At 73.4% G+C, this 26,645-nt stretch carries 20 protein-coding genes and 2 pseudogenes; 17 read left to right on the forward strand and 5 right to left on the reverse strand.

Going from position 1 to position 26,645, the window contains the following annotated elements; all coding sequences use genetic code 11:
- Positions 1-27 precede the first annotated feature (27 nt).
- The 5 genes and pseudogenes from ACQEU6_RS35895 to ACQEU6_RS35915 form a co-directional block, all read left to right on the forward strand.
- Positions 28-1,740: an MmpA family trehalose lipid delivery protein gene (locus ACQEU6_RS35895; RefSeq protein ID WP_499337976.1), complete on the forward strand. Its 1,713-nt coding sequence runs from the start codon at positions 28-30 to the stop codon at positions 1,738-1,740.
- The gene (locus ACQEU6_RS35900; protein WP_499337977.1) at positions 1,740-1,871 is read left to right on the forward strand and encodes a hypothetical protein; all 132 of its coding nucleotides are present in this window, start codon (positions 1,740-1,742) and stop codon (positions 1,869-1,871) included. The genes ACQEU6_RS35895 and ACQEU6_RS35900 overlap by 1 nt, the downstream gene beginning before the upstream one ends.
- Positions 1,872-1,884: 13 nt before the next feature.
- A complete protein-coding gene (locus tag ACQEU6_RS35905) occupies positions 1,885-2,769 on the forward strand; it encodes a glycosyltransferase (RefSeq protein ID WP_499337979.1) in 885 nt (294 codons plus the stop codon).
- The gene (locus tag ACQEU6_RS35910; RefSeq protein ID WP_499337980.1) at positions 2,766-3,950 is read left to right on the forward strand and encodes a glycosyltransferase family 4 protein; all 1,185 of its coding nucleotides are present in this window, start codon (positions 2,766-2,768) and stop codon (positions 3,948-3,950) included. The genes ACQEU6_RS35905 and ACQEU6_RS35910 overlap by 4 nt, the downstream gene beginning before the upstream one ends.
- Positions 3,951-4,004: 54 nt before the next feature.
- Positions 4,005-7,175, forward strand: a pseudogene (locus tag ACQEU6_RS35915) (alpha-(1->3)-arabinofuranosyltransferase domain-containing protein); the annotation flags it as partial.
- A gap of 1,039 nt (positions 7,176-8,214) precedes the next feature.
- Here ACQEU6_RS35915 and ACQEU6_RS35920 read toward each other — a convergent pair.
- Both ACQEU6_RS35920 and ACQEU6_RS35925 read right to left on the reverse strand, forming a co-directional pair.
- Entirely contained in the window at positions 8,215-9,459 is a 1,245-nt protein-coding gene (locus ACQEU6_RS35920; RefSeq protein ID WP_499337982.1) for an acyltransferase family protein, read from the reverse strand.
- Between the two features lie 188 nt (positions 9,460-9,647).
- Positions 9,648-10,409, reverse strand: a pseudogene (locus ACQEU6_RS35925) (class I SAM-dependent methyltransferase); the annotation flags it as partial.
- A 186-nt stretch (positions 10,410-10,595) separates the two neighbouring features.
- Here ACQEU6_RS35925 and pgfA point away from each other — a divergent pair.
- From pgfA to ACQEU6_RS35945, 4 genes are all read left to right on the forward strand, one after another.
- Positions 10,596-11,747 (forward strand): cell envelope lipid trafficking protein PgfA, encoded by a 1,152-nt coding sequence (gene pgfA, locus ACQEU6_RS35930; protein WP_499337984.1) that lies wholly within the window; start codon positions 10,596-10,598, stop codon positions 11,745-11,747.
- Between the two features lie 323 nt (positions 11,748-12,070).
- The gene (locus ACQEU6_RS35935; protein WP_499337985.1) at positions 12,071-13,180 is read left to right on the forward strand and encodes an NAD(P)H-dependent flavin oxidoreductase; all 1,110 of its coding nucleotides are present in this window, start codon (positions 12,071-12,073) and stop codon (positions 13,178-13,180) included.
- Between the two features lie 174 nt (positions 13,181-13,354).
- Complete coding sequence (locus ACQEU6_RS35940; protein ID WP_499337987.1) at positions 13,355-14,473, forward strand: beta propeller repeat protein; 1,119 nt, start codon at positions 13,355-13,357, stop codon at positions 14,471-14,473.
- 117 nt (positions 14,474-14,590) lie between these two features.
- Positions 14,591-15,709, forward strand: coding sequence for a hypothetical protein (locus ACQEU6_RS35945; protein ID WP_499337989.1), 1,119 nt, complete (start codon positions 14,591-14,593; stop codon positions 15,707-15,709).
- 117 nt (positions 15,710-15,826) lie between these two features.
- Here the strand turns inward: ACQEU6_RS35945 and ACQEU6_RS35950 are convergent, their stop codons facing one another.
- On the reverse strand, positions 15,827-16,225 hold the full coding sequence (locus tag ACQEU6_RS35950) for a hypothetical protein (protein ID WP_499337990.1): 399 nt from the start codon (positions 16,223-16,225) through the stop codon (positions 15,827-15,829).
- Positions 16,226-16,329: 104 nt separating this feature from the next.
- Complete coding sequence (locus tag ACQEU6_RS35955; protein WP_499337991.1) at positions 16,330-17,142, reverse strand: crotonase/enoyl-CoA hydratase family protein; 813 nt, start codon at positions 17,140-17,142, stop codon at positions 16,330-16,332.
- Positions 17,143-17,307: 165 nt separating this feature from the next.
- Between ACQEU6_RS35955 and ACQEU6_RS35960 the strand changes: the two genes are divergently transcribed.
- From ACQEU6_RS35960 to ACQEU6_RS35985, 6 genes are all read left to right on the forward strand, one after another.
- The gene (locus ACQEU6_RS35960; protein ID WP_499337993.1) at positions 17,308-18,867 is read left to right on the forward strand and encodes an acyl-CoA synthetase; all 1,560 of its coding nucleotides are present in this window, start codon (positions 17,308-17,310) and stop codon (positions 18,865-18,867) included.
- Positions 18,857-19,831 (forward strand): Zn-ribbon domain-containing OB-fold protein, encoded by a 975-nt coding sequence (locus ACQEU6_RS35965; RefSeq protein ID WP_499337995.1) that lies wholly within the window; start codon positions 18,857-18,859, stop codon positions 19,829-19,831. The genes ACQEU6_RS35960 and ACQEU6_RS35965 overlap by 11 nt, the downstream gene beginning before the upstream one ends.
- On the forward strand, positions 19,831-20,871 hold the full coding sequence (locus ACQEU6_RS35970; RefSeq protein WP_499337996.1) for a thiolase family protein: 1,041 nt from the start codon (positions 19,831-19,833) through the stop codon (positions 20,869-20,871). Before ACQEU6_RS35965 ends, ACQEU6_RS35970 begins: the two co-directional genes overlap by 1 nt.
- Positions 20,864-22,021 carry a thiolase family protein gene (locus ACQEU6_RS35975; protein ID WP_499337998.1) on the forward strand — a complete coding sequence of 386 codons (1,158 nt, stop codon included), beginning with the start codon at positions 20,864-20,866 and terminating at the stop codon, positions 22,019-22,021. The genes ACQEU6_RS35970 and ACQEU6_RS35975 overlap by 8 nt, the downstream gene beginning before the upstream one ends.
- Before the next feature lie 18 nt (positions 22,022-22,039).
- A complete protein-coding gene (locus tag ACQEU6_RS35980; RefSeq protein ID WP_499338000.1) occupies positions 22,040-23,608 on the forward strand; it encodes an acyl-CoA synthetase in 1,569 nt (522 codons plus the stop codon).
- 241 nt (positions 23,609-23,849) lie between these two features.
- A complete protein-coding gene (locus ACQEU6_RS35985) occupies positions 23,850-24,320 on the forward strand; it encodes a MarR family winged helix-turn-helix transcriptional regulator (protein ID WP_499338001.1) in 471 nt (156 codons plus the stop codon).
- A 71-nt stretch (positions 24,321-24,391) separates the two neighbouring features.
- On the opposite strand, the gene ACQEU6_RS35990 is transcribed toward ACQEU6_RS35985, so the two are convergent.
- Positions 24,392-24,907, reverse strand: coding sequence for a hypothetical protein (locus tag ACQEU6_RS35990; protein ID WP_499338003.1), 516 nt, complete (start codon positions 24,905-24,907; stop codon positions 24,392-24,394).
- A gap of 343 nt (positions 24,908-25,250) precedes the next feature.
- Between ACQEU6_RS35990 and ACQEU6_RS35995 the strand changes: the two genes are divergently transcribed.
- Together ACQEU6_RS35995 and ACQEU6_RS36000 are read left to right on the forward strand one after the other, a co-directional pair.
- On the forward strand, positions 25,251-25,775 hold the full coding sequence (locus tag ACQEU6_RS35995; protein ID WP_499338005.1) for a pyridoxamine 5'-phosphate oxidase family protein: 525 nt from the start codon (positions 25,251-25,253) through the stop codon (positions 25,773-25,775).
- A gap of 142 nt (positions 25,776-25,917) precedes the next feature.
- A complete protein-coding gene (locus ACQEU6_RS36000; RefSeq protein ID WP_499338006.1) occupies positions 25,918-26,643 on the forward strand; it encodes an SDR family oxidoreductase in 726 nt (241 codons plus the stop codon).
- Positions 26,644-26,645 lie beyond the last annotated feature (2 nt).

Raw genomic sequence — 26,645 nt, forward strand, 5'->3', positions numbered from 1 at the left:
CCAGGCTCACATGCGGGAGCGGACTGCGTGACCGACCGGACGCGGCACCTGGTGGCCGCGCTCACCGGCCTCGGGCTCGGGCTCGCGGCACTCGGGCCGGGGCTCGCGCCCGGCTTCGTGCTGTCCTACGACATGGTGTTCGTGCCCGACCCGGCGTTCACCCGCCTGACGTTCGGGCTGACCGGGGTCGTGCCCCGGCACGTGCCGAGCGACGCGTTCGTCACCGCGCTCGCCGCGGTCGTCCCGGCGGACGCGGTGCAGAAGCTCGTCCTGCTGGCGGTCTTCGTGATGGCGTGCACGTCGGCGGCGTCGCTGGTCCCGTCGCCCCGCGTGCTGCCGCGCCTGGCCGCCGGCGTCTGCTACGCCTGGAACCCGTTCGTCGCCGAACGCCTGCTGCTCGGGCAGTGGGCGCTCCTGCTCGGCTACGCGGCCCTGCCCTGGGTGGTGGCGGCCGCCGCGCGGACGGACGGGCCCGGCGGCGGCCGGCGGCTCGTCCGCGCCCTGCTTCCCGCCGCCATCGGCGGCTTCGCGGCCCTGGCCGTCTCCGCCATGACGGCCCTGGCCGTCGCCCTCGTGGCCTCGCCGGGTGCCGAGCGCCTCCGTGCCGGTGCCCGGGTCGCGGCGGCCGCGGGCGTGCTCGGCCTGCCCTGGCTGGTCCCGGGGGCGCTGCGACCCGCGGGCCTGCCGGGGGACGGGACGGCCGTCGACCTTTTCGCGGCCAGGGCGGACACGCCGTTCGGGACGCTCGGCAGCCTGCTCCTGCTCGGCGGGGTGTGGAACGGCGAGGCGGTGCCGCGCGGCTACGGGGCGCCGGTCGTCGCGACGATCTGGCTGGTCGTGGTGGTCGTCGCGCTGGCCGCCTACGGGAAGTGGTGCCGCGAGCCCGTCTGGTGGCGGGGCGCGGCCGTCGCGGCGGCGGCCGGGTTCGTCGTGGCGGCTCTCGGCGCGGTGGCGGCGCCCGTCCTCGAAGGCGTCATCGGCCTCTGGCCGGGATTCGCCGTCCTCCGGGACGGGCAGCAGTTCGTCGCCCCGCTCGCCGTGGTGGTCGCCGTCGGGCTGGGAGTGGCCGCCGACCGGGCGGCCGAGGCCCGGTGGCCGGGAGTGGCCGCCGCCGCGGCGGCGGTCCCGGTCCTCCTCCTGCCGACGCTGGCATGGGGCGCGGCGGGCGATCTGCGGTCCGTCCGATACCCGGACGACTGGGCGCGGGCACGGCAGATCATCGACGGCGACCCCGCCCCGGGGGACGTGCTGGTCCTGCCCTGGGCGTCCTACCGGAGCTACCCGTGGAACCACGGCCGCCGGGTCCTCGACCCGATGCCCCGCTACCTGCACCGCCGCGTCGTCGTGGACGACGCCGTCACCGTGGGCGGCGCGACCGTCGCCCCCGAGGACCCGAGAGCGGTCGAGTTCGCGCCCGACGCGCGGACCGGAACACCGCCGGCGGACACGCTGCGTGACGGGGGCGTACGGTACGTCGTCGTGGACGCGGAGCCGGGGAGGCATCGTCCCTCCGGTGCGGCGACGGCGGTGCTGCGCGGCTCTGACCTGGTCGTCTATCGGATAGACGGGGCCGTGGGCGGGGCTCGGGACACGGTCCCGGTGGTGCCCGCGGTGGCCGCGTGGGTGCTGACGAGTCTCGCCGTTTTCTGGTCATTCACGGCCTCAAGGACTACTCTGAGCTTCCCGTTACTCGGCGGTATCACGCCCCGCAGACCCGATCCCCGACGAAGGACCCTCTGATGCGCATCGCCATCGCCGCAGTCGTCGGCGTCCTGCTGGCCTCCGGAGCGTCGTTCGGCGCCGTCCAGCTCGCAAGCGCCTCCCAGAAGGACCCCGTCATCAAGCCGCTGTACAACTACGGCTCCCGGTGACGTGTAGGCCCTGATGGGGACCAGGCGTGACCGGCCCGCACTTCTGGAGATCGTGGTTCCCGCCTTCAACGAGGCCGACCGGCTTCCGGCGGGGCTCGATCTGCTGTGCGGCAAGCTCGCGGGGCTTGCGGCGCGGGCCGAGGTCATCGTCGTCGACAACGCCAGCACCGACGGGACGGCCGGCATCGTCGAGTCCTGGGACGGGCCGGTCCCCGTCCGGCTGGTGCGCTGCGAGCGCCGGGGAAAGGGAGCGGCGGTCCGCGCCGGACTGCTCGCTACACGGGCCCCCTACGTGGGGTTCATGGACGCCGATATGGCAACAGACCTCGCCGCGCTGGACGAAGCCATCGTCCTGCTGCGCGAGGGCCGCCCGGTCGTGGTCGGGTCAAGGCGCCACGGTCGGTCGGTCGTCCAGGGGTACGCGCTGCCCGTCAGGCGCCTCGGCGCCATCACGTTCAACCGGATCGTCCGCGACCTCGTGGGCGGCATCCCCGACACCCAGTGCGGGTTCAAGTTCTTCTACGGCCCGCTCGGACGGGCCGCGGCGGCGGACCTGCGCACGCCGGGCTTCTCGTTCGACGTCGAACTCCTCGCCCACTGCGTGCGGCGCGGAGCGTCCGTGACGGACATCCCGGTGGTCTGGCGCGACCGCCCGGGGTCGACGTTCTCGGTCAGGCGGCATTCACTGCAATGCCTGTTCGACCTGGCCCGGATCCGCGCGCGCGCCGGAGTCCGGTTGCCCGTCCTGCCGGTGCGGCCGAACATCCCGGTGGTGCCGCTGCGGGCGGCGTTCGGCGAGCCGGGCCCTGTGCCGGTAGCCCTGTCGGAGCCCATCGCCCTGTCCAATCCGGTTGCTCTGGCGGAGAACGTTCCCGCGCCGCGCGCGAAGACGGGATGAGCGAGAACCTGCGGCTGGCGGTCGTCAACTGGCGGGACCCCTGGCATCCCTCTGCGGGCGGCGCCGAACGTTATGCCTGGGAGTTGGCGCGCAGGTTCGCCGGTGAGGGAACCCGCGTCCATTACGTGACGAGCAGGGCGCCGGGTCAGAAACGCAGGGAACGGGCCGAGGGCGTGGAGTTCGTGCGTCTCGGCGGCCGTTTCACCGTCTACCCCCTCGTCCTGCTGTGGATGCTGGGCTCCCGTCTCCGGCGGCGGCGTTTCGACGCGGTCGTCGACTGCCAGAACGGCATCCCCTTCTTCACGCCGTGGGTCATGCCGCGCCGTGTCCCGGTGTTCTGCGTCATCCACCATGTGCACGACGCCCAGTTCGGCTTGTACTTCCCCAGATGGCTCGCGTGGGTCGGCCAAGTCCTGGAAGGGCCGGTGAGCCGCTGGACGTACCGGCGGCATGCGTTCGTAGTGGTCTCGCCGTCCACAGAGCGCGCCGTCAGGGAGCGACTGGGCTGGACGGGCCCGACTCACGTCGTCCCCAACGGAACAGTGGTCGCCGAACCCGACGGCGCGGTCCCGGAGCCCGCGGGGGACCCCGATCTCGTCTGCGTGACCCGGCTCGTCCCGCACAAGCGCCTTCCCCTTCTCCTCGATCTCGCGGAGGGCCTTCGCGAGACGCACCCGGGGCTGCGGCTCCACATCGTCGGGGACGGCCCCGAGGCGGGCGCACTCGCGGCCGCGATCAGATCCCGCGGCCTGGAGAAGGTCGTCATCGCGCACGGCCACGTCCCCGAGAACGTGAAGGCCGCCCTGGTCGCCCGCGCCGACCTGCACCTCAGCTCGTCCCAGGGCGAGGGCTGGGGCCTCAGCGTCATCGAGGCCGCCGCGCTCGGCGTCCCGACCGTCGCGCACGACGTGGACGGCCTGCGCGACGCCGTCCGCGACGGGGTCACCGGATGGCTCGTCCGCGCGGGCGACGACCAGGTCGGCGTCGTCCGACGTGCCCTCGATGACCTGCGAGAACGCACGAAGCGCGAGCGGATGGCCACGGAATGTCAGAGGTGGGCGGCAGAGTTCGACTGGGCGCGCACCGCCGCCCGGATGCGGGACCTCGTGGCCTCCGCCGTCCGGGCCGGTCCGGCCGGCCCGCGGGGCGGGCGAAGGTACGGTGACGGACACCCTGGCTGAGGCCCGGGGAAGCACGGAGACCAGGCCGAGGGCGGAGAGGGGCGGGGGGCGAGCATGGCCGTGGGAGAGGCGAATCCGCCCCGCGCCGGCGCGTCCCGCCGGCCCGTGCCGGACGGCCCCGACGTCGCGGGCCGGGTGCGCGAGCGGCTGCGCGTCCTCGCGTGCTGCCTCGCGCTGACCGCGCTCGCGTTCGGCACCCGGCCCGGCGCGATCCTGGCCGACACCAAGATCGACATGGCGGTGAACCCGCTCGGGTTCCTCGGCCGCGCGCTGCACCTGTGGGACGCCGAGCAGTTCGGCCAGCTCCAGAACCAGGCCGTCGGCTACCTGTTCCCGATGGGCCCGTTCTTCGCGCTCGGCGACGTCGCCGGGATGCCCGCGTGGATCACCCAGCGGTTCTGGCTGGCGCTGCTGATGTGCCTGGCCTTCACCGGCGCCTGGCGGCTCGCGGGGCGCCTCGGCTTCGGCGCCGGGCCCGCCGGCGGAGTCGGGCAGGGCGCCCGCCTCTTCGCGGCGACGGCCTACGCGCTGGCCCCGAACGGGCTGGCCACGCTCGGGCAGATCTCCTCGGAGTACCTGCCGGTCGCGATGCTGCCCTGGATCGTCCTGCCGCTCGCCGGCGCCGCGTCGGGGGAGACCGGACGGCTCAGGGCGGCGGCCCGGTCGGGGCTGGCGATCGCCTGCTGCGGCGGCGTCAACGCGACCGCGACCGTCGCCGTGCTGGTCGTCCCCGTCGTCTACGTGCTCACGCGGCCCCGGGGGTCGTTCCGGGCGCGGATGCTCGCGTGGTGGTCGGCGGCGGCGGGCGCGGCCGTGGCCTGGTGGCTCGCCCCCCTCCTGCTCACCGGGACCTACGGGTTCTCCTGGCTGACCTACACCGAGAAGGCGCGGACCACGACCGGGCCGACGGGCCTGATCAACGTGTTGCGCGGCGCGGAGCGCTGGGTCAACTACCTGATCGTGGACGGGCAGGTCTGGTGGCCGGTCGGGCACGGCCTGTCGCTCGGCCCGGTGGCGATCGTCTGCACGGGCCTCGCCGCCGCGCTCGGGCTCGCCGGGCTGCTGAGCAGGCTGCTCCCCGAGCGGACGTTCCTGCTGCTCACGCTGCTCGCCGGGCTGTCGATCCTGTCGATGGGGCACCTCGGCGACCTGCCGGGCCCGTTCGCCGGGCAGCTCCGGGACCTGCTGGACGGCCCGCTCGCCCCGCTGCGCAACCTGCACAAGTTCGACGCGGTCGTCCGGCTGCCGCTCGCGCTCGGCCTCGGCCACGCGCTCGCCGCGGCCGCCCGCCGCACGGCGGGCGCCGCCCGCGGCCCGCGCCGCGAGGGGGAGCCGGCGTTCGGCGCGACGCTGAAGGCGCTGCTCAGCCTGCCGGTGGCCGCCGCCGTCGCGCTCGGCGGCATCGGGCTCACGGCCGTCTCGCACGGCCTGTCCGGGCCGGGCGAGTTCACGGAGGTGCCCCGGTACTGGCGGGACGCCGCGGCGTGGATCAACGCGCGGGCCGGGCGGCAGGGGGTGCTGGCCGTACCGGGCGCGCCGTTCGGCGAGTACCTGTGGGGCCGCCCCATGGACGACATCGTCCAGCCGCTGCTGTCGGCGCGGTGGGGCGTCCGGCAGCTCGTCCCGGCCGGCTCGCCCGGGTACACGCGCGCGCTGGACGCGATCGACCAGCAGGTCCGGTCCGGGCAGGGGTCGCCGGGCCTGAGCGCCTTCCTCGGCCGGATGGGCGTCCGGTACCTCCTGGTCCGTAATGACCTGCGGCGCGAGACGCTGCGCGGAGCCTGGCCCGCCCGCCTCCACCAGGCGCTCGGCGACTCGCCCGGGATGCGCAGAGCCGCCGCGTTCGGCGCGCCCGTCGGGGCGGACGCCGACGACGCGGTGACCGCCGTCGACCAGAAGTACCCGGCGCTGGAGGTCTACGAGGTCGCCGGGGCCGCCGGCGTCGCGAACCTCGCCGACGCCGCGAACCCCGTCCGCGTGTACGGGGGGCCGGAGTCGCTGCTGCCCATGGCCGACGGCGGCACCCTGCCGAGCGGGCCCGTCCTGCTCGACGACGACGCGCCCGACCTCAAGGGCGCCCCGGTCGTGACCGACTCGCCCCGCCTGCTGCGCCGCAACTTCGGCGAGCTGCACCAGACGTCCCCCACGCTGACCGCCGCCCGCGAGGGCGAGGCCGCCGACGTCCTCGACACCGGCTGGCGGCGCTACGCGACCCATGCGACGTACGGCGGCGGCGTCCGCGACGTCACGGCGTCGACCTCGGCGGCGGGCGACGACGCCGTCCCGCAGGCGCGAGAGCCTGCGGCGACCCCGTTCGCGGCGCTCGACGGCGACCGGTTCACCGCCTGGAGGACGGGCGGCTGGAACGGGCCGGTGGGGCAGTGGCTCCGCGTCGACTTCGACCGGCCCCGGGAGGTCCGGAACCTCACCGCCGCGTTCCTCCAGGACGGGTCGCTCGGCCCCGCCGTCGCGCGCGTCGCCGTCGAGACCGAGAACGGCACGGTGCGGCAGGACGTCCAGAGGATCGTGACCGGGCAGCCCCTCCGCGCGCCCGGCGGCCCGACCCGCTGGCTGCGCCTGCGGATCCTCGGGTTGAACTCCGAGCCGCTCGTCGCCGGGTTCGCCCGCGCGGGCGTGTCGGAGCTGTCGATCGGCGGGGTGCGGCCCACCCGCACGTTCACGATGCCCGCGCCCGCCGGCGCCGACGGGCCCGCGACGTACGTGATGAGCCGGGCGCAGGGCGCCGCGGGCGCGTGCGTGAAGGGCGGCCGCCGCTGGGTGTGCTCACCGTCCCTCGGCTCCGGCGACGAGGAGGAGGCGGGCTTCGACCGGACGCTCACCGCCGCCGCCGCGGGCAGGGCCGCCGTCACCGGGACGGCCGTGCTCACCGACCGGCGGCTCGTCGAGCGCTTCACCGCCGCCCGCGGTCAGCCGGCCGTCGCCGCGAGCTCGGTCCTCGCCGACCACCCGGCCGACCAGCCGAGGTCGGCCTTCGACGGCGACCCGCAGACGGCCTGGATCGCGGGGGAGAGGGACGCGGCGCCCACGTACACCGTCCGGTGGAAGGGCCGCAAGCGGCTGGCGGCCGTCACCGTCACCCGTCCGCCCGGCGCGTCGGGCCCCATGCGCATCCGGGTGGTGGGAGAGAACGGCCAGACCCGCGAAGGGCTGTCCGACGCGCAGGGCGGGCTGGCGTTCGCCCCGATGACGACCGACCGCGTGACGTTCACCTTCTTCAGGGAGGGCCGGGCCCAGCCCGTCCAGGTGACCGACCTCGCCATCCCCGGCGTCAAGCCGGTCCCCGACGTCCGCGCCCTCCCGCTGCGGCTGCCGTGCGGGTACGGCCCCAAGCTGCGGATCGGCGGCGCCGCCGTCCAGACCAAGGCGACCGGCACCCTCGGCGACCTGCTCGCGGGCCGGCCGCTGCGGTTCGCCGCGTGCGCGCCGGCCTCGCTCAGGGCGGGCCCGAACCGGCTGGCGTCCGCACCGTTCGACCCCTACCGCATCGACACGGTCACGGTCGGCGCGAAGCCGGGCGGCGCCGCGGCGGCCCCGGCGTCGCGGCAGGTCAGGGTGCTCGGCTGGGGGCCGGGCGAGCGCAGGCTGGAGGTCGACGCCGCCACCGCCTCCTTCCTCACGGTGAACGAGAACTTCAACGCCGGCTGGCGCGCGACCGTCGGCGGCGCCGAGCTGCGGGCCGTCCGCCTCGACGGATGGAAGCAGGGCTGGGTCGTTCCGAAGGGGACGAGCGGCGTCGTCGAGCTGGTCTACACCCCCGACCGGGCCCAGCGGATCGCCGTGGTCGCGGGCCTCGCCCTCCTGGTCGTCCTGCTGCTGGCCGCCGTCCGGCCGGGCGGGCGCGGCCGCCGGCGCCGCCCGGAGCCCCGCGCCCTCGTCGCCGGGACGGGCTGGCCCGCGTGGGCGGCGGTCGGCCTGGCCGCCGCGCTCGGCGGCTGGATCGCCGGGCTGCCCGGCCTCGCCGTCGCGGCCGCCGTCGCGGCCGTCTGCGGCTGGGCCCGCACCCGCCGCTCCGCCGTGCCGCGCGCCCTCGCCTCGCCGTGGCCGGTCGCGCTCGCCATGCTCGCCGGGGCGGGGTGCCTCGCCGCCGCCGTCCGGCTCGACCTGCTCGACAACCCGGCGGCCCCGTCGGGCCCGCTCGGCGACCTCGTCCCGCAGCTGCTCGGGCTCGTGATCGTCGGGCGGCTGGCGGTCGAGCTGTGGCGGCCGAAGCCGCCCGGCGGCGGCTCCGGCGGCCGGATCTCGCTCAGCTGGACGGCGCCCGGGCAGGGTCCGCCGGACGCGACGGGGCCCGGCGCCGGGTCAGCCGCTGAACCGGCCACTCCACCAGACAGTGGGTCAGGGCCCCCGCTGCGATGGTCGCCGCGGCCATCACCGGCAGATCCGTCACGACGTTCCCCCGGAACCCGCGGCCGGTCGCGTCGTACCAGGCGATGATGATCAGGAGCTGCCACAGGAACACGCCGTAGGAGATCCGGCCGAGGAACCGCATCACCGGGTTCCCGAGGATCGCGCCGAGCGCCGGATGGTCCGCCGGGGCCAGCGCGACCGGCGCGACGAGCGCCGCCGCGCACAGCCCGAACACGACCACGTGCAGCAGGGACGTCCAGAAGGCGTCCGGCGTCTGGAGGCTGAGCGGTCCGGCGGCGGGCGTCGCCGCCACCACGTACAGCATCGCCGCCCCGACCCAGCACGCCGCCCACGAGTCCGACACGGCGCGGCACACCGCGGCCACGGGGCGGCGCTCGTCCAGCCGCGCCCACACCGTCACCACCGCGAGCGCCATCCCGATCGCGAACCAGGCGAAGTACCGGGGAAGCCAGACGCCCATGCCGGTGTGCCGCTCCGGGACGAACATGAGGACGGTCCACGGCAGCGACAGCGCCGCGTACGCGCCGATCCCGGCGAGGAGCCGCCTGGCGCGGACACCGACGTCGCCGGCGCCCGTCCGGCGCGCGTACCAGGAGAGGACGGCCGCGGTGAACGGGAGCAGGACGTACCAGCCGGCCTCGACGACGAGGCTCCACATCTGCCCGAGCTGCGCGGGCCCGAGGTCGCCGTTCCACCACGGGCCGGGCAGGTAGGTCTGGGTCAGCGTGAGCAGTGAGCCCCAGGTCAGGGGGTCGCCGATGTGGTCGCGCCCGGCCGTGAGCATGAAGACCGTGACCACGGCCCAGTACGCGGGCAGGATGCGGAACACGCGCCTTCGCAGGTACTCGGCCGTCCGCGGGGCGGTCCGCCCCTCCAGGACGGCCGCCGCCCACGGCCGGTACAGCAGCAGCCCCGAGAGCGCGAAGAAGATCGGCACGCCGACCTGGCCGCCGTTGAACAGCCACCGCGCGCCGTTCGGATTGGTGATCGACCCGGCCGCGCTCGCGACGTGGAAGACCAGCACGACCAGGGCCGCCACGGCCCGAAGCCCGTCCACGGTGCCCTGATGGCCCGACATCGGCGGCGCCCCGAGCGGGCCCGCCTCCGCGGCGGGCCTCACCGACCGTGCCGCCTGAGCACGCCGGCCTTCCCGAGCCCGCCCGGTTCGTTGGCCGCACCGGGTTCGTTGGCCGCGCCGGGTTCCTCGGCGGCGCTGGGTTGCTTGGCCGCGCTGGGGTCGTTGGCCGCGCTGGGTTGCTTGGCGGCGTCGGGTTGCTTGGGCGCGTCGGGCAGTCGGGGGGTGCCGTGCTTCCTGAGGACCAGGACGAGGTTCCAGGTGGCGACCTCGCGCAGGCCCGGGATCCGGACGACGCCCTCGGCCCAGCGCGGGTGGTAGCGGGGCAACGCGTCCAGGACGGTCACCTGGTCGTTCCCGCGGGCCCACCTGAGCGCCGACGCCACCGACACCGGATGCAGGCCGAGCCCGAACCGGTTCTTCGGCGGGAACCCGTTCCGGCGCTCGTACCGCCGCGCGGCCCGGTCGCCGCCGAGATAGTGCCAGGGGGACGTCTCGTGGCCGCCCCACGGGGACAGCCAGTTGGTGAACGACAGGAAGACCGTCCCGCCCGGCCTGGTCACCCGGACCATCTCGCCGGCCATGCGCCAGGGGTCGGGGACGTGCTCCAGGACGTTCGACGAGAAGCACACGTCGACCGACCCCGTCCGGAACGGGAGTGCCAGCGCGCTCCCGACGAGCGTGTTGGGCACGTCGACGGCATGCGCGGTCAGCTCGGAGAGGTCGTGGTCGACGCCCGTGCAGCGCGCTCCGGCCGCCGCCAGCGCGCGGGCGAAGAACCCGGAGCCCGTCCCCACGTCGACGACGGTCGCCCCCGCGAGCTCGGCGTACGCGCCGAGCTGCGCGACGGTGTCGCGCGCCATCAGGTCGTAGAAGTACTCCGGTTCGCTCTGCTCGCGCCGGAACGCGCTCAGAAGCCGGACCGACCGCGCCAGCGTGGCCCGGTGCCCGTCCTCGGGGCGTGCTCCGTCCCACCTGGGGGGCGCCGCAGCCATCGCCACCTCACCGTCCGTGTCGTCCCGCCCGGCCCTCCCGCCGATCGGGCGCCGGCAAGGTAACGGGGAGCTTACCGACCAGTACACCGGTCCGGTAGGGTGACCCGGACATGCTGGAGGTGGGGCCCCGACGGCTCGGAGAGGCCCCCGCCCGCCGTGCGAGCGACGGCAGCCCCGGAGGTGTTCATGCGGCGACCGGTCGGCCTGGTCCTGATCGGCCTTGGCGCGTTCTTCCTCACGCTCGCGCCCCTCGTCCGTTTCTACGTGGCCGACCAGGTGGTCGTCGCCCCCCTGAACCGCTACCAGGTGACGAGCCTGGAGTCGAAGGGCTCCACCTACTTCGACGAGGCCGACGTCAAGCTCAAGACCGGCGTCACCCTGCTGGCGAGGAACACCGTCCGCGGGGACGTCCGCGCCAACGAGGGCAACGACGACATCGCCGTCTGGGACTCCACCACCAGCATCTACAACCAGGAGAAGCCGGACAAGCCCATCCAGATCCAGGGCTACCGGATCGCCTTCGACCGCCGGACGGGCGTCCTGACCAACTGCTGCGGCGCCAACGTCGACGGCGACAACGGCGTCCGGATGACCGGGTACGGGCTGCTGTTCCCCATCGCGAACGTCCAGAAGAAGGACTACCCCTTCTACGACATGACGACCCGGCAGACGGCGCCGATGCAGTTCAACGCCGTCGAGAAGGTCCGCGGGCTGACGACGTACCGGTTCACCCAGACGATCCCCCTGACCAAGACGGCCTCGCTGGACGCCAAGCTGCCCGCGAAGATGCTCGGCCTGCCCGAGGACGCGGGGAACCAGAAGGTCGACCGGTACGCCGAGGCCTACAACACCGTCTGGGTCGACCCGCGCACGGGAATCCCGGTCAAGCACCGCGAGAACATCCGCAGCACCGTCCGCACGGCCGACGGCAAGGGCTCGATGATCGTCGCGCAGGCCGACCTCATCACCGTCGACAAGGACCAGCGGGGCCTGGTCGACATGGCGAACAGCACCGCCCTGCAGATCGACATGGTCCGCAGCTACATCCCGGCCACCGGCGTCCTCTTCGGCCTGATCCTGCTGTTCGTCGGCGGCTACCTCGGCATGGGCCGCCGCGAGGCCCCGCCCCTGGAGGCTCCGCGCCGCCCTGACGGCAAGTTCGGCGACATGACCGCGCCCGGCCCGCCGAAGCCGCCCGGCCCGTCCAAGCCGTCCGGCGTCCCCACCGAGTCGGCCGGGCCGATCGCCCCCTCCGCCGGCCCAGCCCGGAGCCGCCGCCCGGCGCCCCGCAGCCAACGCCAGCAACGCAAGGCCGCCAATCCCGCGAAACGCCGCTGACCCCACCCGCGCAGCCCCTCGGCGTCCGCCCCCACCCACCAGACGCACCCGCCCCGCGCGCCTTCCGTGCCGCGTGCCGCCTGCCCCGCGCGCCTCGCGGACCTTGCTTGTCCGGTACCGCTTCCACTTTGTGGATCCTGCGCGCTCGGCGCCGTGCGCTGCGCGCGTCGTGCGCTTTGCGAAATCCGTACACCTTGCGCGTCCCGCGGGTTCGGGCAGGGCTGCTGATACGTGTTCTAGATGAGGGGGTTTGGTGTGGCCGGGAAGAGATTCTTAACTAGAACCTGTTGCAGTTTTGTGGGGGCGCACCTAGGGTCGTGGCTGTGCGGACACGAGTCACCGAACTATTCGGCATCGAGTACCCGATCTTCGCGTTCAGTCATTGCCGCGACGTGGTCGCGGCGGTGAGCCGCGCCGGCGGCATGGGCGTCCTCGGCGCCCTGCACTTCACCCCCGAGGAGCTCGAACTCGAGCTGAAGTGGATCGACGAGAACGTCGGGGGCAAGCCCTACGGCGTGGACGTCGTGATGCCCGCCAAGTACGAGGGCTCCGACGCCGGCGACGCCGAGGAGCTGCTCGGCAAGCTGCAGGGCCTGATCCCGGCGCAGCACCGCGAGTTCCTGGAGAACCTGCTGGCCGAGCACGGCGTGGAGCCGCGCGGCGAGCAGGCCGGCAAGGCGCTGCTCGGCTGGACGGACGTGACCGCGCGGCCGCAGGTCGAGGTGGCGCTCAAGCACCCGATCGCGCTGCTGGCCAACGCGCTCGGCCCGCCCCCGGCCGACGTCGTCGAGCAGGCGCACGAGCACGGGGTGAAGGTCGCCGGGCTGGCGTCCAACGCCCGGCACGCCCGCAAGCAGGTCGAGGTCGGCGTGGACATCATCGTCGCGCAGGGCACCGAGGCCGGCGGGCACACCGGCGACGTCGCCACGATGGTCCTCATCCCCGAGGTCGTGGACGCCGTCGGCGAGGACACCATCGTGCTCGCCGCGGGCGGCATCGGCCGGGGCCGCCAGATGGCCGCCGGCATGGCGCTCGGCGCGGACGGCGTCTGGACGGGCTCGATCTGGCTGACGGTCGACGAGGCCGACACCCCCGAGCGCGCCCTGCCGAAGCTGCTGGGCGCCACGTCCCGCGACACCGTCCGGTCCCGGGCCTGGACGGGCAAGCCCGCGCGCTTCCTCAAGACCGCGTGGACCGAGGCGTGGGAGAGCGAGGACTCGCCGGGCTACCTCCCGATGCCGATGCAGTTCATGCTGATCGCCGACGCGCTGCCCCGGATCCAGCGGTCCGGCGACGGCGAGCTGGTCACCTTCCCGGTGGGCCAGATCGTCGGATCGATGAACCAGGTGAAACCGGCCGCCCAGGTCGTCTACGACCTGATCGAGGAGTACGTCGAGGCGATCGAGCGCCTCAACGCGATCACCGAAGGCTGACTGCCCGAAGGCCCCGGCCGGCGCTGTTCCTCCCAGCGCCGGCCGGGGCCGCACGCGTTCCCGGCCGCGTCCCGGGAACGAGTCGGACAAAGATCACCAAAGCCCGGATATCGACGGTGGCCGCTGTTACGGTGTGCCACAACCAAGATCGTTTCAACGGGGAAAAGGTATCGGGTGAAGAAGAGCAAGAAGCTCGCCGTCGTCGTGGGGTCCACCCTCGCCCTGGGTGCGGTCGCCGCCGCCGGGATCACCGCGGCGCGCCCCGGCGAGCACCGCGCGGCGTCCGTCGCGGGAGCCGCCGCCACCACGTGGCCGCTCGTCCAGAGCAGCCCCAAGGCCGACGCCGGCACCAGCCTCAGCGGTCTCGCCGCGGCACCGGACGGCACCATGTGGGCCGCCGGAGGCCAGCAGACCTCCACCGTGCACAAGCCGATCCTCCAGCGCCTGACCGGGGACACCTGGAGCGACGTGGCGCTGCCGGCGGCCGCCGCCCCGTACCGCTTCAACGCCGTCGCGGCCACGTCGGCGTCGAACCTGTGGCTGGCCGGCCAGCTCAACACCTCGGGCGACTCCAACGCCGTGCTGAACTGGAACGGCACCGCGTGGCGCACGTTCAAGACGCCGCTGAACTTCCAGCCCTCCGACATCGCCACCACGGGCCCCGGCAACACCTGGGCGGTCAGCACCTCGGCGGCCAAGCACTGGAACGGCACGTCCTGGACCGACACTCCGATCGGGATCAAGCCCTACGCGATCACCGCCGTCTCGCCCACCAGCGCGTGGGCGGTCGGCTGGGCGGGCGCGGGGCAGCCCGCCACGGCCCACTGGAACGGCACCTCGTGGACCACCGTCCCGTTCCCCCAGGTCGACGGGACCGTCCGGGGCGAGGTCGCCTCCGCCCTCAGCGACGTGTACGCCGCCTCCGAGAACGACGTCTGGGCGGTCGGCACGGCGGAGGTCTCCGACGGGGCGGGCGGTTCGGACGGACGGTCGATGCTGGCGCACTGGGACGGCACCAAGTGGACCAACGTCCTCGGCGCCCCCCGCACCTACCTGAGGAAGGTCGCCTCGGACGGCGCCGGCGGCATCTGGGTCTCCGCGCTCGGCGGCGCGATGCGCCACCGCACCGCGGCGGGCGTCTGGTCCGACGAGACGCTGGCCCAGCCCGCCGGGACGACGGTCATCCCCTCGGCGCTGGCCCTCCGCCCGGGCACCACGACCATGTGGGCGGTCGGTACGACGACCACCGACGCGACCCGGTGGTTCGACCTGGCGCACTGGCGAAGCAACTGACGGTCGCGCAGGTGGCTCCCCGGTCGGCGTCGTTCCCCGGCGCCGACCGGGACCATCCGGCCGCGGCTCGGGATCATCTCCCGGCGGCCAAGATCATTCTGAGGCAGAGGAAGCCGAGTGAAGAAGAGCAGGAAGCTGGCGGCCACCGGAGCGGCCGCAGCGCTGGGCGCGGCGGCGGTCACCGTCGGGATCACCGCCACGGCGGGCTCGGGCGAGCACCGCGCGGCGTCCGTCGCGGATGCCGCCGCCACCACGTGGCCGCTCGTCCAGAGCAGCCCCAAGGCCGACACCGGGACCAGCCTCAGTGGTCTCGCCGCGGCACCGGACGGCACCATGTGGGCCGCCGGAGGCCAGCAGGCGAGCGGCAAGTACAAGCCGATCCTCCAGCGCCTGACCGGCGGCACCTGGAGCGACGTGGCGCTGCCGGCGGCCGCCGCCCCGTACCGCTTCAACGCCGTCGCGGCCACGTCGGCGTCGAACCTGTGGCTGGCCGGCCAGCTCAACACCTCGGGCGACTCCAACGCCGTGCTGCACTGGAACGGCAAGGCCTGGAGGACGTTCAAGGCCCCGCTGAACTTCCAGCCCGATGACATCGCCACCACAGGCCCCGGCAACGCCTGGGCGGTCAGCACCTCGGCGGCCAAGCACTGGAACGGCAAGTCGTGGGCCGGCACTCCGATCGGGATCAAGCCCCGCGCGATCACCGCCGTCTCGCCGACCAGCGCGTGGGCGGTCGGCTGGGCGGGCGCGGGGCTGCCCGCCACGGCCCACTGGAACGGCACCAAGTGGACCACCGTCCCGTTCCCCAAGGTCGCCGGGACCGTCCAGGGTGAGATCGCGTCCGCCCTGACCGACGTGTACGCCGCCTCCGGGAAGAACGTCTGGGCGGTCGGCACGGCGCGGGTCTCGGACGGGGCGGGCAAGACGGCCTCCCGGGCGATACTGGCGCACTGGAACGGCACCAAGTGGACCACCGCCCTCGGCGCCTCCGGCACCTACATGACCCTGGTCGCCTCGGACGGCGCCGGCGGTATCTGGGTCTCCGCCAGCGGCGCCATGCGCCACCGCACCGCGGCGGGCGTCTGGTCCGGCAAGAAGCTGGCCCAGCCCGCCGGGACGACGGTCAACCCCTCGGAGCTGGCCCTCCGCCCGGGCACCACGACCATGTGGGCGGTCGGTACGACGATCACCAACGCGACCCGGTGGGCCGACCTGGCCCACTGGCGCAGCAACTGACGGTGAACCGGCCGGGCCGGCGCCCCTCCCGAGGGATAGGTATCCCCGGGGCGGGCGCCGGTCCGCTCGCGTTCGGGACGCGGTGCCTCCGGCCAGGACCGTCGGCCCGCGGGCAGGTCAGAAGCGGGTCATCCAGGACAGCGCGCGGGCCAGGACGTAGTAGACGGCGCCGGCGAGGGCCCAGTTGATGTAGAGCTGCTCCTCGGGGTCGCTGCGCGTGAAGACGTCGTGGAACGGCGTGGCGAGCCAGCGGCCCGCGTCGAGCGTGGCGTCCACCAGGGTGTTCCCCGGGTTGGCGCCGCCCCACGTCAGCAGCATGCCGAGGGCGAGGATCGCGACCGCCGCCCAGCCCGCCGCCATGATCATCACGCTGACCGGGTTCGGCCTGCTGCGCCGCCACCGCGGCCGCTTGCGCTGGACGTCGGTGCCGTCCGTCCGCCGCCGGAGCGTCCGCCGGGGCGGACGGGGGGAGGTCTCCTCCGGCGTCTCGTGCTTGCGTCCCAGATGCAGGGCCATGGCTAGGTCCTTCCGTGCTCGCCTTCGCTCCAGGCGATGCCACGCGAGGCCCCCCGCAAACCGGACCCCTATTTACGGACAGTCCATTACCTGCCGGACGGGCGTCACTTGCCGTGGTAGACGGCGGGACGCTTCTCCTTGAAGGCGCGGGAGCCCTCCTTGGCGTCCTCGGAGCCGATGACCGGCCAGCCGATCTCGTCGGAGATCTTGAGCGCGTCCTCCTCGGACAGGTGCTCGGTCTCGCGGTAGGTGCGCAGGATGCCCTGGACGGCGAGGGGACCGCAGGCCGCGATCTGGTCGGCCAGCTCGCGGGCGGCGGCCAGCGCCTGCCCGTCCGGGACGATCTTGTTGATCAGGCCCATCGCCAGGGCCTCCCGCGGAGTGACCGAGCGGGCGGTCAGCAGGATGTCCATCGCGTTGGCGTAGCCGATCTGGCGGGGGAGCCGGATCGCGGAGCCGCCCATGGGGAACAGCCCGCGCTTCGCCTCGTACAGGCCGAGGGTGGCGCCCTCGGCGACCACCCGCAGGTCGGTGCCGACGAGCAGCTCGGTGCCGCCGGCCACGGCGTACCCCTCGATGGCGCAGATCAGCGGCTTCGTCGGCCGGCCCTCGCGCAGCAGGCCCTTCCAGTGGAAGTCGGGGATCTGCGCCATCCGCTCCCGGACGCGGGGGTCGGACGGCTGCTGCCCCATCGCCTTCAGGTCGGCGCCGGCGCAGAACGTGCCCTCGGCCCCGGTGAGGATGGCGACCCGGACCCCGGGGGTGTCGGAGATGTAGGTCCAGGCGTCGGCGAGGCCCACCAGCATGGACGAGCTGAGCGCGTTGCGCGCCTCCGGGCGGTTCATCGTGACGATGACGACGTGGCCGTCGCGCTCGACGACGCAGTGCTCGGTGCTGATCGGCAGCCGTTCCGTCATGGTTCCTCCAGCTCAGATGTCAAACGAGAACAGATTCTAGTTAGGCCGTAGCCCTACCGGTAGGGGTTGAACTGCAAAACGAGAACGTGATCTACTTTGGCTGCCGGGCGCCCGCCGCGGGTGCCGGTTCTCACTGTGCTCTCGGTGCTCACGTAGGGAGATCCGATGGGGTCATTGGGCTTTTGGCGGCTGGCGCAGGCCGACCCCGAGTGGGTCGCCGCCGTCGATCCGGACGGGACGCCGCACGCCGCGGGCGATCTCCTGGCACGCGCGAACCGGCTCGTCCACGGCCTGCGCGCGCTGGGCCTGGAGAAGGGCGACGGCATCTGCGGCCTCGTCCCGAACGGCGCGGACGGGGTCGTCCTCTACCTGGCGGCGCTCCAGGCGGGCTGGTACTACACGCCGATCAACTGGCATCTGACCGGCCCGGAGATCGGCTACATCGTCGCCGACAGCGAGGCCAGGGCGTTCTTCGTGCACGAGCGGTACGCCGCCGAGGGCGCGAAGGCGGGCGAGGAGATCGAGGCCCGCCGGCGGTTCGCGTTCGGGGAGGTCGAGGGCTTCCGGCCGATCGCCGAACTCGTCGACGGGCAGCCGGACACCCTGCCGGACGACCGCAGCAACGGCGCCACGATGCACTACACGTCCGGGACGACGGGACGGCCGAAGGGAGTCAAGCGGGCGCTGGCCGGGATGGATCCCGACGACAGCGCCGAGCTGATGACGTTCCTGCTCGGCATGTTCGGCATCACTCCGGGCCGCCCCGCCGGGGGCGAGCACCAGGCGCACCTCGTCACCTCCCCGAACTACCACACGGCCGTCACCCAGTTCGGCGGGACGGCCCTGCAGATGGGCCACACGCTCGTCTACATGGACAAGTGGGACGCCGAGGAGACCCTGCGGCTGATCCAGGAGCACCGCGTCAGCAACACCCACATGGTGCCGACCCACTTCAAGCGGCTGCTGTCGCTGCCGGAGGACGTCCGGTCCCGGTACGACGTGTCGAGCATGAAGTGGGCGATCCACGCGGCGGCGCCGTGCCCGGTGCCGATCAAGCAGCAGATGCTCGACTGGTGGGGCGACTGCATCTGGGAGTACTACGCGGCGACGGAGGGCGGCGGGACGATCGCCAGCCCGGCCGACTGGCGCGCCCGCCCCGGCACCGTCGGCAACGCGTGGCCGATCAGCGAGCTGCTGGTCGTGGACGACGACGGCGAGCCCGTCCCGACCGGGGCGCACGGCACGATCTACATGAAGATGGCCGGCGTCGCGTTCGAGTACAAGGGCGACAGGGAGAAGACGGAGAAGAACCGGCTGAAGGACTTCTTCACCGTCGGGGACATCGGCTACCTGACCGAGGACGGGTTCCTGTTCCTGTCCGACCGCAAGGCCGACATGATCATTTCGGGCGGCGCGAACATCTACCCGGCCGAGATCGAGAACGAGATCATCCTGCATCCCAAGGTCGGGGACGTCGCCGTGTTCGGCATCCCGGACGAGGAGTGGGGCGAGCAGATCAAGGCCGTCGTCGAGCCCGCCGAGGGCGCCCTGCCCGGCCCGGAGCTCGCGACGGAGATCCTCGCCTCGCTGGAGGGCCGGCTGGCCAAGATGAAGTGGCCGAGGTCGGTCGACTTCATCGAGGCGATGCCGCGCGAGCCCAACGGCAAGCTCCTCAAGCGCAAGCTCAGGGACCCGTACTGGAAGGACCGCGACAGTGCCATCTGAGACGGCGCCCGCAGAGACCGCGCCCGCCGGCACCGGCCAGCCCGAGCCGAACCACGTCCTGGAGTTCCCCGGCGGCTACACGCGCTCGGTCGGCCCGGTGATCGGCCGCTTCCTCAGCGAGCTGCGCGACGGCCGGCTGGTCGGCGTCCGGACGGCGGACGGCAGGGTCCTCGTCCCGCCGTCGGAGTACGACCCGCTGACCGGCGAGGACGTGACGGAGGAGTTCGTCGAGGTCGGCCCGGTCGGCACCGTCACCACCTGGTCGTGGGTGGCGCACCCGGCGAAGGAGCACCCGCTCGACCGCCCGTTCGCCTGGGCGCTGGTCCGGCCGGACGGCGCCGACACCGCGCTGCTGCACGCCCTGGACCTCGGCGTCTTCGAGGAGGGCGCGAAGCCGCCGAAGTTCCTCAGGACGGGGATGCGGGTCCGCCCCCGGTGGCGCGCGGAGCGCACCGGCGGGATCGGCGACATCGAGTGCTTCCAGCCCGAGGTCACCATGATCAACGCGCCGACGCGGCTGGAGTACCGGCTGAAGGGCGGGCGGGCTCTGCAGCGCTTCCTGGAGGGCATGTCCGAGGGCCGCATCCTCGGCCACCGGTGCCCGGTGTGCGAGTCGGTCATCGTCCCGATGAAGGGGCTGTGCCCGCGCGACGGCGTCCCCACGACCGAGGAGGTGGAGCTGCCCGACACCGGCACCGTCACCACCTTCGCGGTCAACAACATCCCCGACCCCCGCGCGCCCGAGGTGCCGTTCGTGTCCGCCTACGTCCTGCTGGACGGCGCGGGCCTGACGATGCTGACGCTCGTGGCGGGCATCCCGGCCGACCAGGTCCGGATGGGCATGCGGGTGAAGGCGGCGTGGCGGCCCCGCGAGGAGTGGGAGCGGACGATGGGCAACATCAAGTGGTTCGAGCCCCTCGACGAGCCCGACGTCCCCTTCGAAGAGATCAAGGACTTCATGTGATGCCTCGTCCCGTGGCCGTGGTCGCGTTCGCGCAGACCGAGCACAGCGGTGAGGACCGGGGGATGGCCGAGATCGAGCTCCTGGCCCCCGTCATCACCGAGATCAAGGAGCGGACGGGCCAGAAGCAGTTCGGCTTCACCTGCTCCGGATCCTGCGACTACCTCGCCGGCGCCCCGTTCGCGTTCGTGTCGGCGCTGGACGCCATCGGCGCCTGGCCGCCGATCTCCGAGAGCCACGTCGAGATGGACGCCGCCTGGGCCCTGTACGAGGCGTGGGTGAGGCTCCAGCACGGCGACATCGACACCGCGCTGGTGTACGGGTTCGGGAAGTCGTCGCAGGGGAACCTGCGGGCCGTCCTCACCCAGCAGCTCGACCCGTACCACCTGGCGCCGCTCGGCATCGACGCGGTGTCGCTCGCCGCGCTCCAGGCCCGCGCCTACATGGAGCGGTCGGGCGCGAAGGAGGATGACCTGCGCGCCGTCGCCGCGCGGTCCCGCGAGGCCGGGCGCGGCAACCCGTTCGCGCTGCACCTGCCGGGCCCCGAGGGCGACGACTACGACGTCGCCCCGCTGCACCCCCACGACGTCGCGCCCATCACCGACGGCGCCGCCGCGATCGTCCTCGCGGCGGGCGACCGGGCCCGCGAGCTGTGCGAGCGCCCCGCCTGGATCACCGGGATCGACCACCGCACCGAGCCGCACGCGCCGGGCGTCCGCGACCTGAGCCGCTCGGAGTCGGCCCGCGTCGCGGGCGAGCGGGCCGGCGCGACCGGGATCGAGGTCGCCGAGCTGCACGCGCAGTACACGCACGAGGAGCTGATGCTGCGGGAGGCGCTCGGCCTGGGCGAGGACACGGTGGTCAACCCGTCCGGCGGGCCGCTGTCGGCGAACCCGATGATGGCCGCCGGCCTCATCCGGATCGGCGAGGCCGCGTCCCGCATCCACGACGGCTCGGCGTCCCGCGCGCTGGGGCACGCCTCGTCCGGCCCCTGCCTCCAGCAGAACCTCGTCTGCGTCCTGTCGGGAGAGAACCATGGCTAACCGTTGCGCGATCATCGGCGTCGGGCAGACGGCGTACAGGACCAAGCGGCTGGACGTCTCGATGGCCGGGCTGCTGCGCGAGGCGGCCCGCCGGGCGCTGGAGGACGCGCAGCTGACCTGGAAGGACATCGACGCGGTCGTCGTCGGCAAGGCCCCCGACCTGTTCGAGGGCGTGATGATGCCGGAGACGTTCCTCGCCGAGGCGCTCGGCGCCGCCGGCAAGCCGGTCATGCGGGTGCACACCGCCGGGTCGGTCGGCGGCTCCACGGCGATCGTCGCGGCGGGCCTCATCCAGGGCGGCGTCCACGACCGCGTCCTCACGATCGCGTGGGAGAAGCAGTCGGAGTCGAACGCGACGTGGGCGCTGACCGTGAACTCGCCGTTCACGACGTCGCTGGTCGTGGGCGCGGGCGGCTACTTCGCCCCGCACATCCGCGCCTACATGCGCCGCTCGGGCGCCCCCGACCACATCGGGACGCTCGTCGCGGTCAAGGACCGGCAGAACGCCCTGAAGAACCCGTGGGCGCACCTGAAGATCCCCGGCATCTCCCGCGAGATGGTCGAGTCGACGCCGATGCTCTGGGAGCCGATCCGCTACCTGGAGACGTGCCCGTCGTCGGACGGCGCGTGCGCGATGGTGCTGGCCTCGGAGGACGCGGCGAAGAAGGCCCCGGCGCCGCCCGCGTGGGTGCACGGCACGGCGATGCGCTCGGAGCCGATGCAGTTCGCCGGGCGCGACACCGTGAGCCCGCAGGGCGGCAAGGACGCGGCGGCGGACGTCTACCGGCAGGCCGGCATCTCCGACCCGCGCCGCGAGCTGGACTGCGCCGAGGTCTACGTCCCGTTCTCCTGGTACGAGCCGATGTGGCTGGAGAACCTCGGGTTCTGCGGCGAGAGCGAGGGCTGGAAGCTCACCGAGGCGGGCGCGACGGCCCTGGACGGCGACATCCCGTGGAACCCGTCCGGCGGCGTGCTGTCGTCCAACCCGATCGGGGCGTCCGGGATGATCCGGTTCGCCGAGGCGGCGCTGCAGGTGCGCGGCCAGGCGGGCGAGCACCAGGTGGACGGCGCGCGCCGCGCGCTCGGCCACGCCTACGGAGGCGGAGCCCAGTTCTTCGCCATGTGGATCGTCGGCAGCGACAAACCCTGATTCCCGGAGGCCCGTCCGATGGAGTTCAACCACGCTGACCTGTTCGAGGGCGTCGCGGACGCGATCGGGGACCGTCTCGCGCTGGTGTGCGGCGACCGGCGCCTCACCTACGCCGAGCTGGACGAGCACGCGAACCGCCTCGCGCACCACCTGGCGGACGCGGGCGTCGGGCCGGGGCAGCACGTCGCCGTCCAGCTCTACAACGGCGTCGAGTACGCCGCGGCGCTGCTGGCCGCGCTGAAGATCCGGGCCGTGCCCATCAACGTCAACTACCGGTACGTGGAGAGCGAGCTGCTCTACGTGTACCGGGACTCGGGCAGCGTCGCGCTGCTGTACGACGTGGAGTTCGAGGACCGGGTCGCGGCGGCCGTCGCGGAGGCGCCCGAGCTGCGGCATCTCGTCGCGGTGGGCGGGAGGCCGTCCATCCCGGGCGCGGTCGCCTACGACGAGGCGCTGGCGGACGCGGACGGGACGCGCGACTTCCCGGCGCGTTCCAGGGACGATCTCTACATCATCTACACCGGCGGGACGACCGGGATGCCGAAGGGCGTCATGTGGTCGACCGAGCAGATGCTGCTCGCGTTCTGGAACCCGACCTACCCCCGTCCGGCCAGGCCGGAGGACGTCGTCGAGAACGCCCGCGGCGGCGGCCCGATGACGATGATGCCGGTCGCGCCCCTCATGCACGGCGCCGCCCAGATGGCCACCTGGATCGCCTGGTTCATGGGCGCGACGCTCGTCTACACGCGCAAGTTCGACGCGGCCGACGTGTGGCGGACGATCGAGCGGGAGAAGGTCAACTCGCTGACGATCACCGGGGACGCCATGGCGATCCCGATGGCCGAGGAGCTGGCGCGCGGGGACTACGACACCTCGTCCCTGCTGGCCTACGTCTCCACCGGCGCGATCTTCACGGGCACGGTCCGCGACCGCATCCAGGGGCTGCTGCCGAACACGATGATCCTGGACCGCTTCGGCTCGACCGAGTCGGGGTCGACGGCCGAGGCGGTCGCCGGCTCCACCCCGGAGAAGGGCCTGCGGTTCGCGCCGGACGTGGAGAACGTCACCGTCCTGGACGACGCGTTCCAGCCCGTCAAGCCGGGATCCGGCGTGATCGGCCAGGTCGCCCGCACCGGCCACATCGCGCGGGGCTACTACAACGACCCGGAGAAGACCGCCAGGACGTTCCCCCTGGTGGACGGCCGGCGCTGGCTGCTGACCGGCGACATCGCGACCGTGGAGGAGGACGGCTCGATCGCCGTGTACGGCCGCGGCTCGCAGGCCATCAACACCGGCGGCGAGAAGGTGTTCCCGGAAGAGGTGGAGGCCGTGCTCAAGGGGCACCCGTCCGTCTACGACGCGGTCGTGACGGGCATTCCGGACGAGCGCTGGGGCAACCGCGTCGCCGCGGTGATCCAGCCCACCGGCGCGGAGCCGTCCTCCGAGGAGCTGAACGAGCACTGCCGCAAGAAGCTGTCGGGCTACAAGGTGCCGCGCGTCTACGCGTTCGTCGCCGAGATGAAGCGGTCCCCGGCCGGCAAGGCGGACTACCGCTGGGCGAGGCAGGTGGCGGAGGAGGCCGGATAGGGGGCGGCCCCGAACCTTCGTGGGATTCGGGGCCAGAAGCGGACCCGCTGTTAGCGGTCCTAACAAAAACCATGTTAGGTGCTGCCCCTCAGTGGTGCGATCATTGAACGGTGTCGGCTGCGCCACACGCCGTCGCCGTCCCGCCTGGTCCCGACGGGGCCGGGCGGATAGAATCTCCCTCAGAGAGTCACTCTCTAAATGAGTGTCTCTATATGAGAGATAAAGGGAGAGAGGTCAAGGCGTGTCGACCCCGGAGCGCGACCGGATGGCGGGCGAGCTGCAGATGGCGATGCAGCGCAGCACGATGTTCACGGTGCTGCTGCACCATGCCACCGCGAGCAAGGCGGGCATGAACGTCACCGACGCGCAGTGCGTCAACGCGCTGACGCTGGACGGCCCGCAGACGCCCGGCCAGCTCGCCCAGCTCATGGGCATCACGACCGGCGGCGCCATCACCGCCGTCATCGACCGCCTGGAGCGCGCCGGCTACGTCCGCCGCACCCGCGACCCCGACGACCGCCGACGCGTGATCGTCGAACTCGTCGAGGAGAACGTCGCCCAGTTCGCCCGCTACTTCGAACCGATCGGCCGCGCCTTCCGCGACCGCCTCGACACCTACACCGACGACCAGGTCGCCCTCCTCCTCGACTGGATCCGCCACAACAACGAGACGATGCCGTCCGTCATCGAGGAGATCCGCAAACTCCCCTGACGCGGCCCGGCGCCGGAAGCGCGGGAACCCCGCCGGTCCGCCGGCGGGGTTCCCGAGGCTGAGCGGCCGCGCTACTGGGTCTCGGTGATGCGGGTGGCGGTCTGGCCGGAGAAGTTGACGTTGACGTTGTGCGGGGACGCCTTCGCCCACTGGTCGAGTCCGTCGACGGAGCACTTGCTGACGTCGGGCGGGGTGGGGGAGCCGTCGGGGCAGGTGCCCCCGGCGACGTACAGGACGGTGTCGGTCGTGGTGAAGAAGGCGACGTTGCCGACGGTGTACTTGCCGGGCGCCAGGTAGCGCAGCGGCCCCCACTTCGACTTGATCTGCTGGCCGCCCTGCTGGCCGCCCTGCTGGCCGAGCGGGGTGGGCTGGGTCCCGGGGTTGCCCGAGCCGCCCGAGCCCCGCGGGGTCGAGGCGCCGCCCTGCGTGGGCGTGACCTCCGGCGTCGGGCCGCCGTTCGACGCGGGCGCGGAGCCGGTGGGCGAGGGGGGCGGGGCCGCCGCGGAGTTGCCGTCGCCGGTGCCGCCGCAGGCCGTGAGGCCGAACGCCAGCGCCGCCGCCGCTCCGGTGATCATGATCTTCCGCATGGGTCCCCGCTCTCGTTCTCGGTGCGCGGCCCCTTGTGGTCGCGCTCTGTGGGGTGAGATGCGGTGCGCCCCGGCGGAAGTTGGCGCGCCGGGACGTGATCAATCCGACCGTCCGCGCCGCGAACCCGCGCCCCGCGGCGGCCGTCCGGATGTCCTGAGGGCACGGGGAAGTTCGCGCTGAGTCCCGGAACCTTTCCCGGACCGCGTCCGGTGCGCCTCGGCGGCGCTTCTCGATGGGCGGCGAAAACCTGACGGTAGACGTCAGGTTTCGAGGTCAGCATGGGGAGACCGGCCGGCACAGGGGGATGAGATGTGGACCGGACCCTTCGGACTAGGACGTGTCATGCGTGAGACGCAAGAAGAACTCGAAGAGCTCCAGGCCCTCCTGGACGACTCCCTTTCCCGCTCCACGGCGCATCTGCGTTCGATCATCAACGCGGACCGGACGCTGAGCGCGCGGCAGCTCTGCCAGGTGCTCACCGGGATGCGCACCCTGGCGCTCTCCACGGTGACCGCCAAGGGGGAGCCGCGGATCAGCGGCGCGGACGGCCACTTCCTGCACGGCAAGTGGCACTTCGGCACGGCGCGCGACGCGGCCAAGGCCCGCCATCTGGCCGCCCGGCCCGCCGTCAGCGCGGCGCACATGCGCGGGGAGGACCTGGGCGTGTTCACGCACGGCACCGTGGAGATCCTCAACCCTCCGGACGGCGAGCCGGCAGCGGACTGGCCGGACCTGCTCGCCTACTTCAAGGGCTTCTACGGCGAGAACGCCTTCGACTGGGACGACGAGATCGTCTACTACCGGCTGCATCCGCACTGGATGGCCGCGTACGCGCCCGACGTCGCCGCGCTCACGGACGCGCCGTGACGCAAGACGAGCATCCAGCTAAAGGCCAGTAAGGGCTGTTAAAGGAGGGGTTTGGTCTGAATCGCGCGGGTGATGGTGATGCCGTACGCCTTCCGGCCGCCGCATCGGCGGACCCCGGAGGCCGCCACCCGTCGGAGGGATCATGGGCACGCAGCTGGACGGGCAGACCGTCGTCCTGGTCGGAGGAAGCGCGGGGATCGGGCTGGAGACCGCCCGGCTCGCGCGGGCCGAGGGAGCCGAGGCCGTCCTCACCGGGCGCAGTCCGGAACGGCTGGAGCGCGCCGCGCTGGACGTCGGCGCGCGGAGCACGGCCGTGTTCGACGCCAACGACCGGGACGCCGTGGAACGGTTCTTCCGGGAGCTCCCCTCGCCCGTCGACCATGTGCTGATCACGGCCGGAGGGCCGCGCTACAAGCCTCTGCTGGAGATGGACGCCGACGAGGTGCGCGAGGAGGTCGGCGGGCACATGGTGGTGGCGCTCCAGATCGCGCGCAGCGCGGCTCCCAGGATGCGCCCCGGGGGGACGCTCCTGCTCATGGGCGGTACCGGCGGCCGCCGCATCCGCCGAGGACTCGGGCTCATCGCCGCCGCCACCGCCGCGCTGCCCCCGTTCACCGCGACCCTCGCGCTCGAACTCGCGCCCGTCCGGGTCAACCTCATCGCCGCGGGCTTCGTCGACACGCCGCTGTCGGCGTCGCTTCTCGGGGACCGGCTCGACGAGCGCAGGAACGAGCTGCGGGCGACGCTCCCCATCGGCCGGGTCGTGGGCCCGGCCGACGTCGCCGCACTGGCCGTCCACATCATGGCGAACACGGCGCTCACCGGCGCCACCTACGACATCGACGGCGGCCAGCAGCTCGTCCAGTGAGG

The organism is Spirillospora sp. CA-108201 (assembly GCF_050936235.1).
Taxonomy (GTDB): domain Bacteria; phylum Actinomycetota; class Actinomycetes; order Streptosporangiales; family Streptosporangiaceae; genus Spirillospora.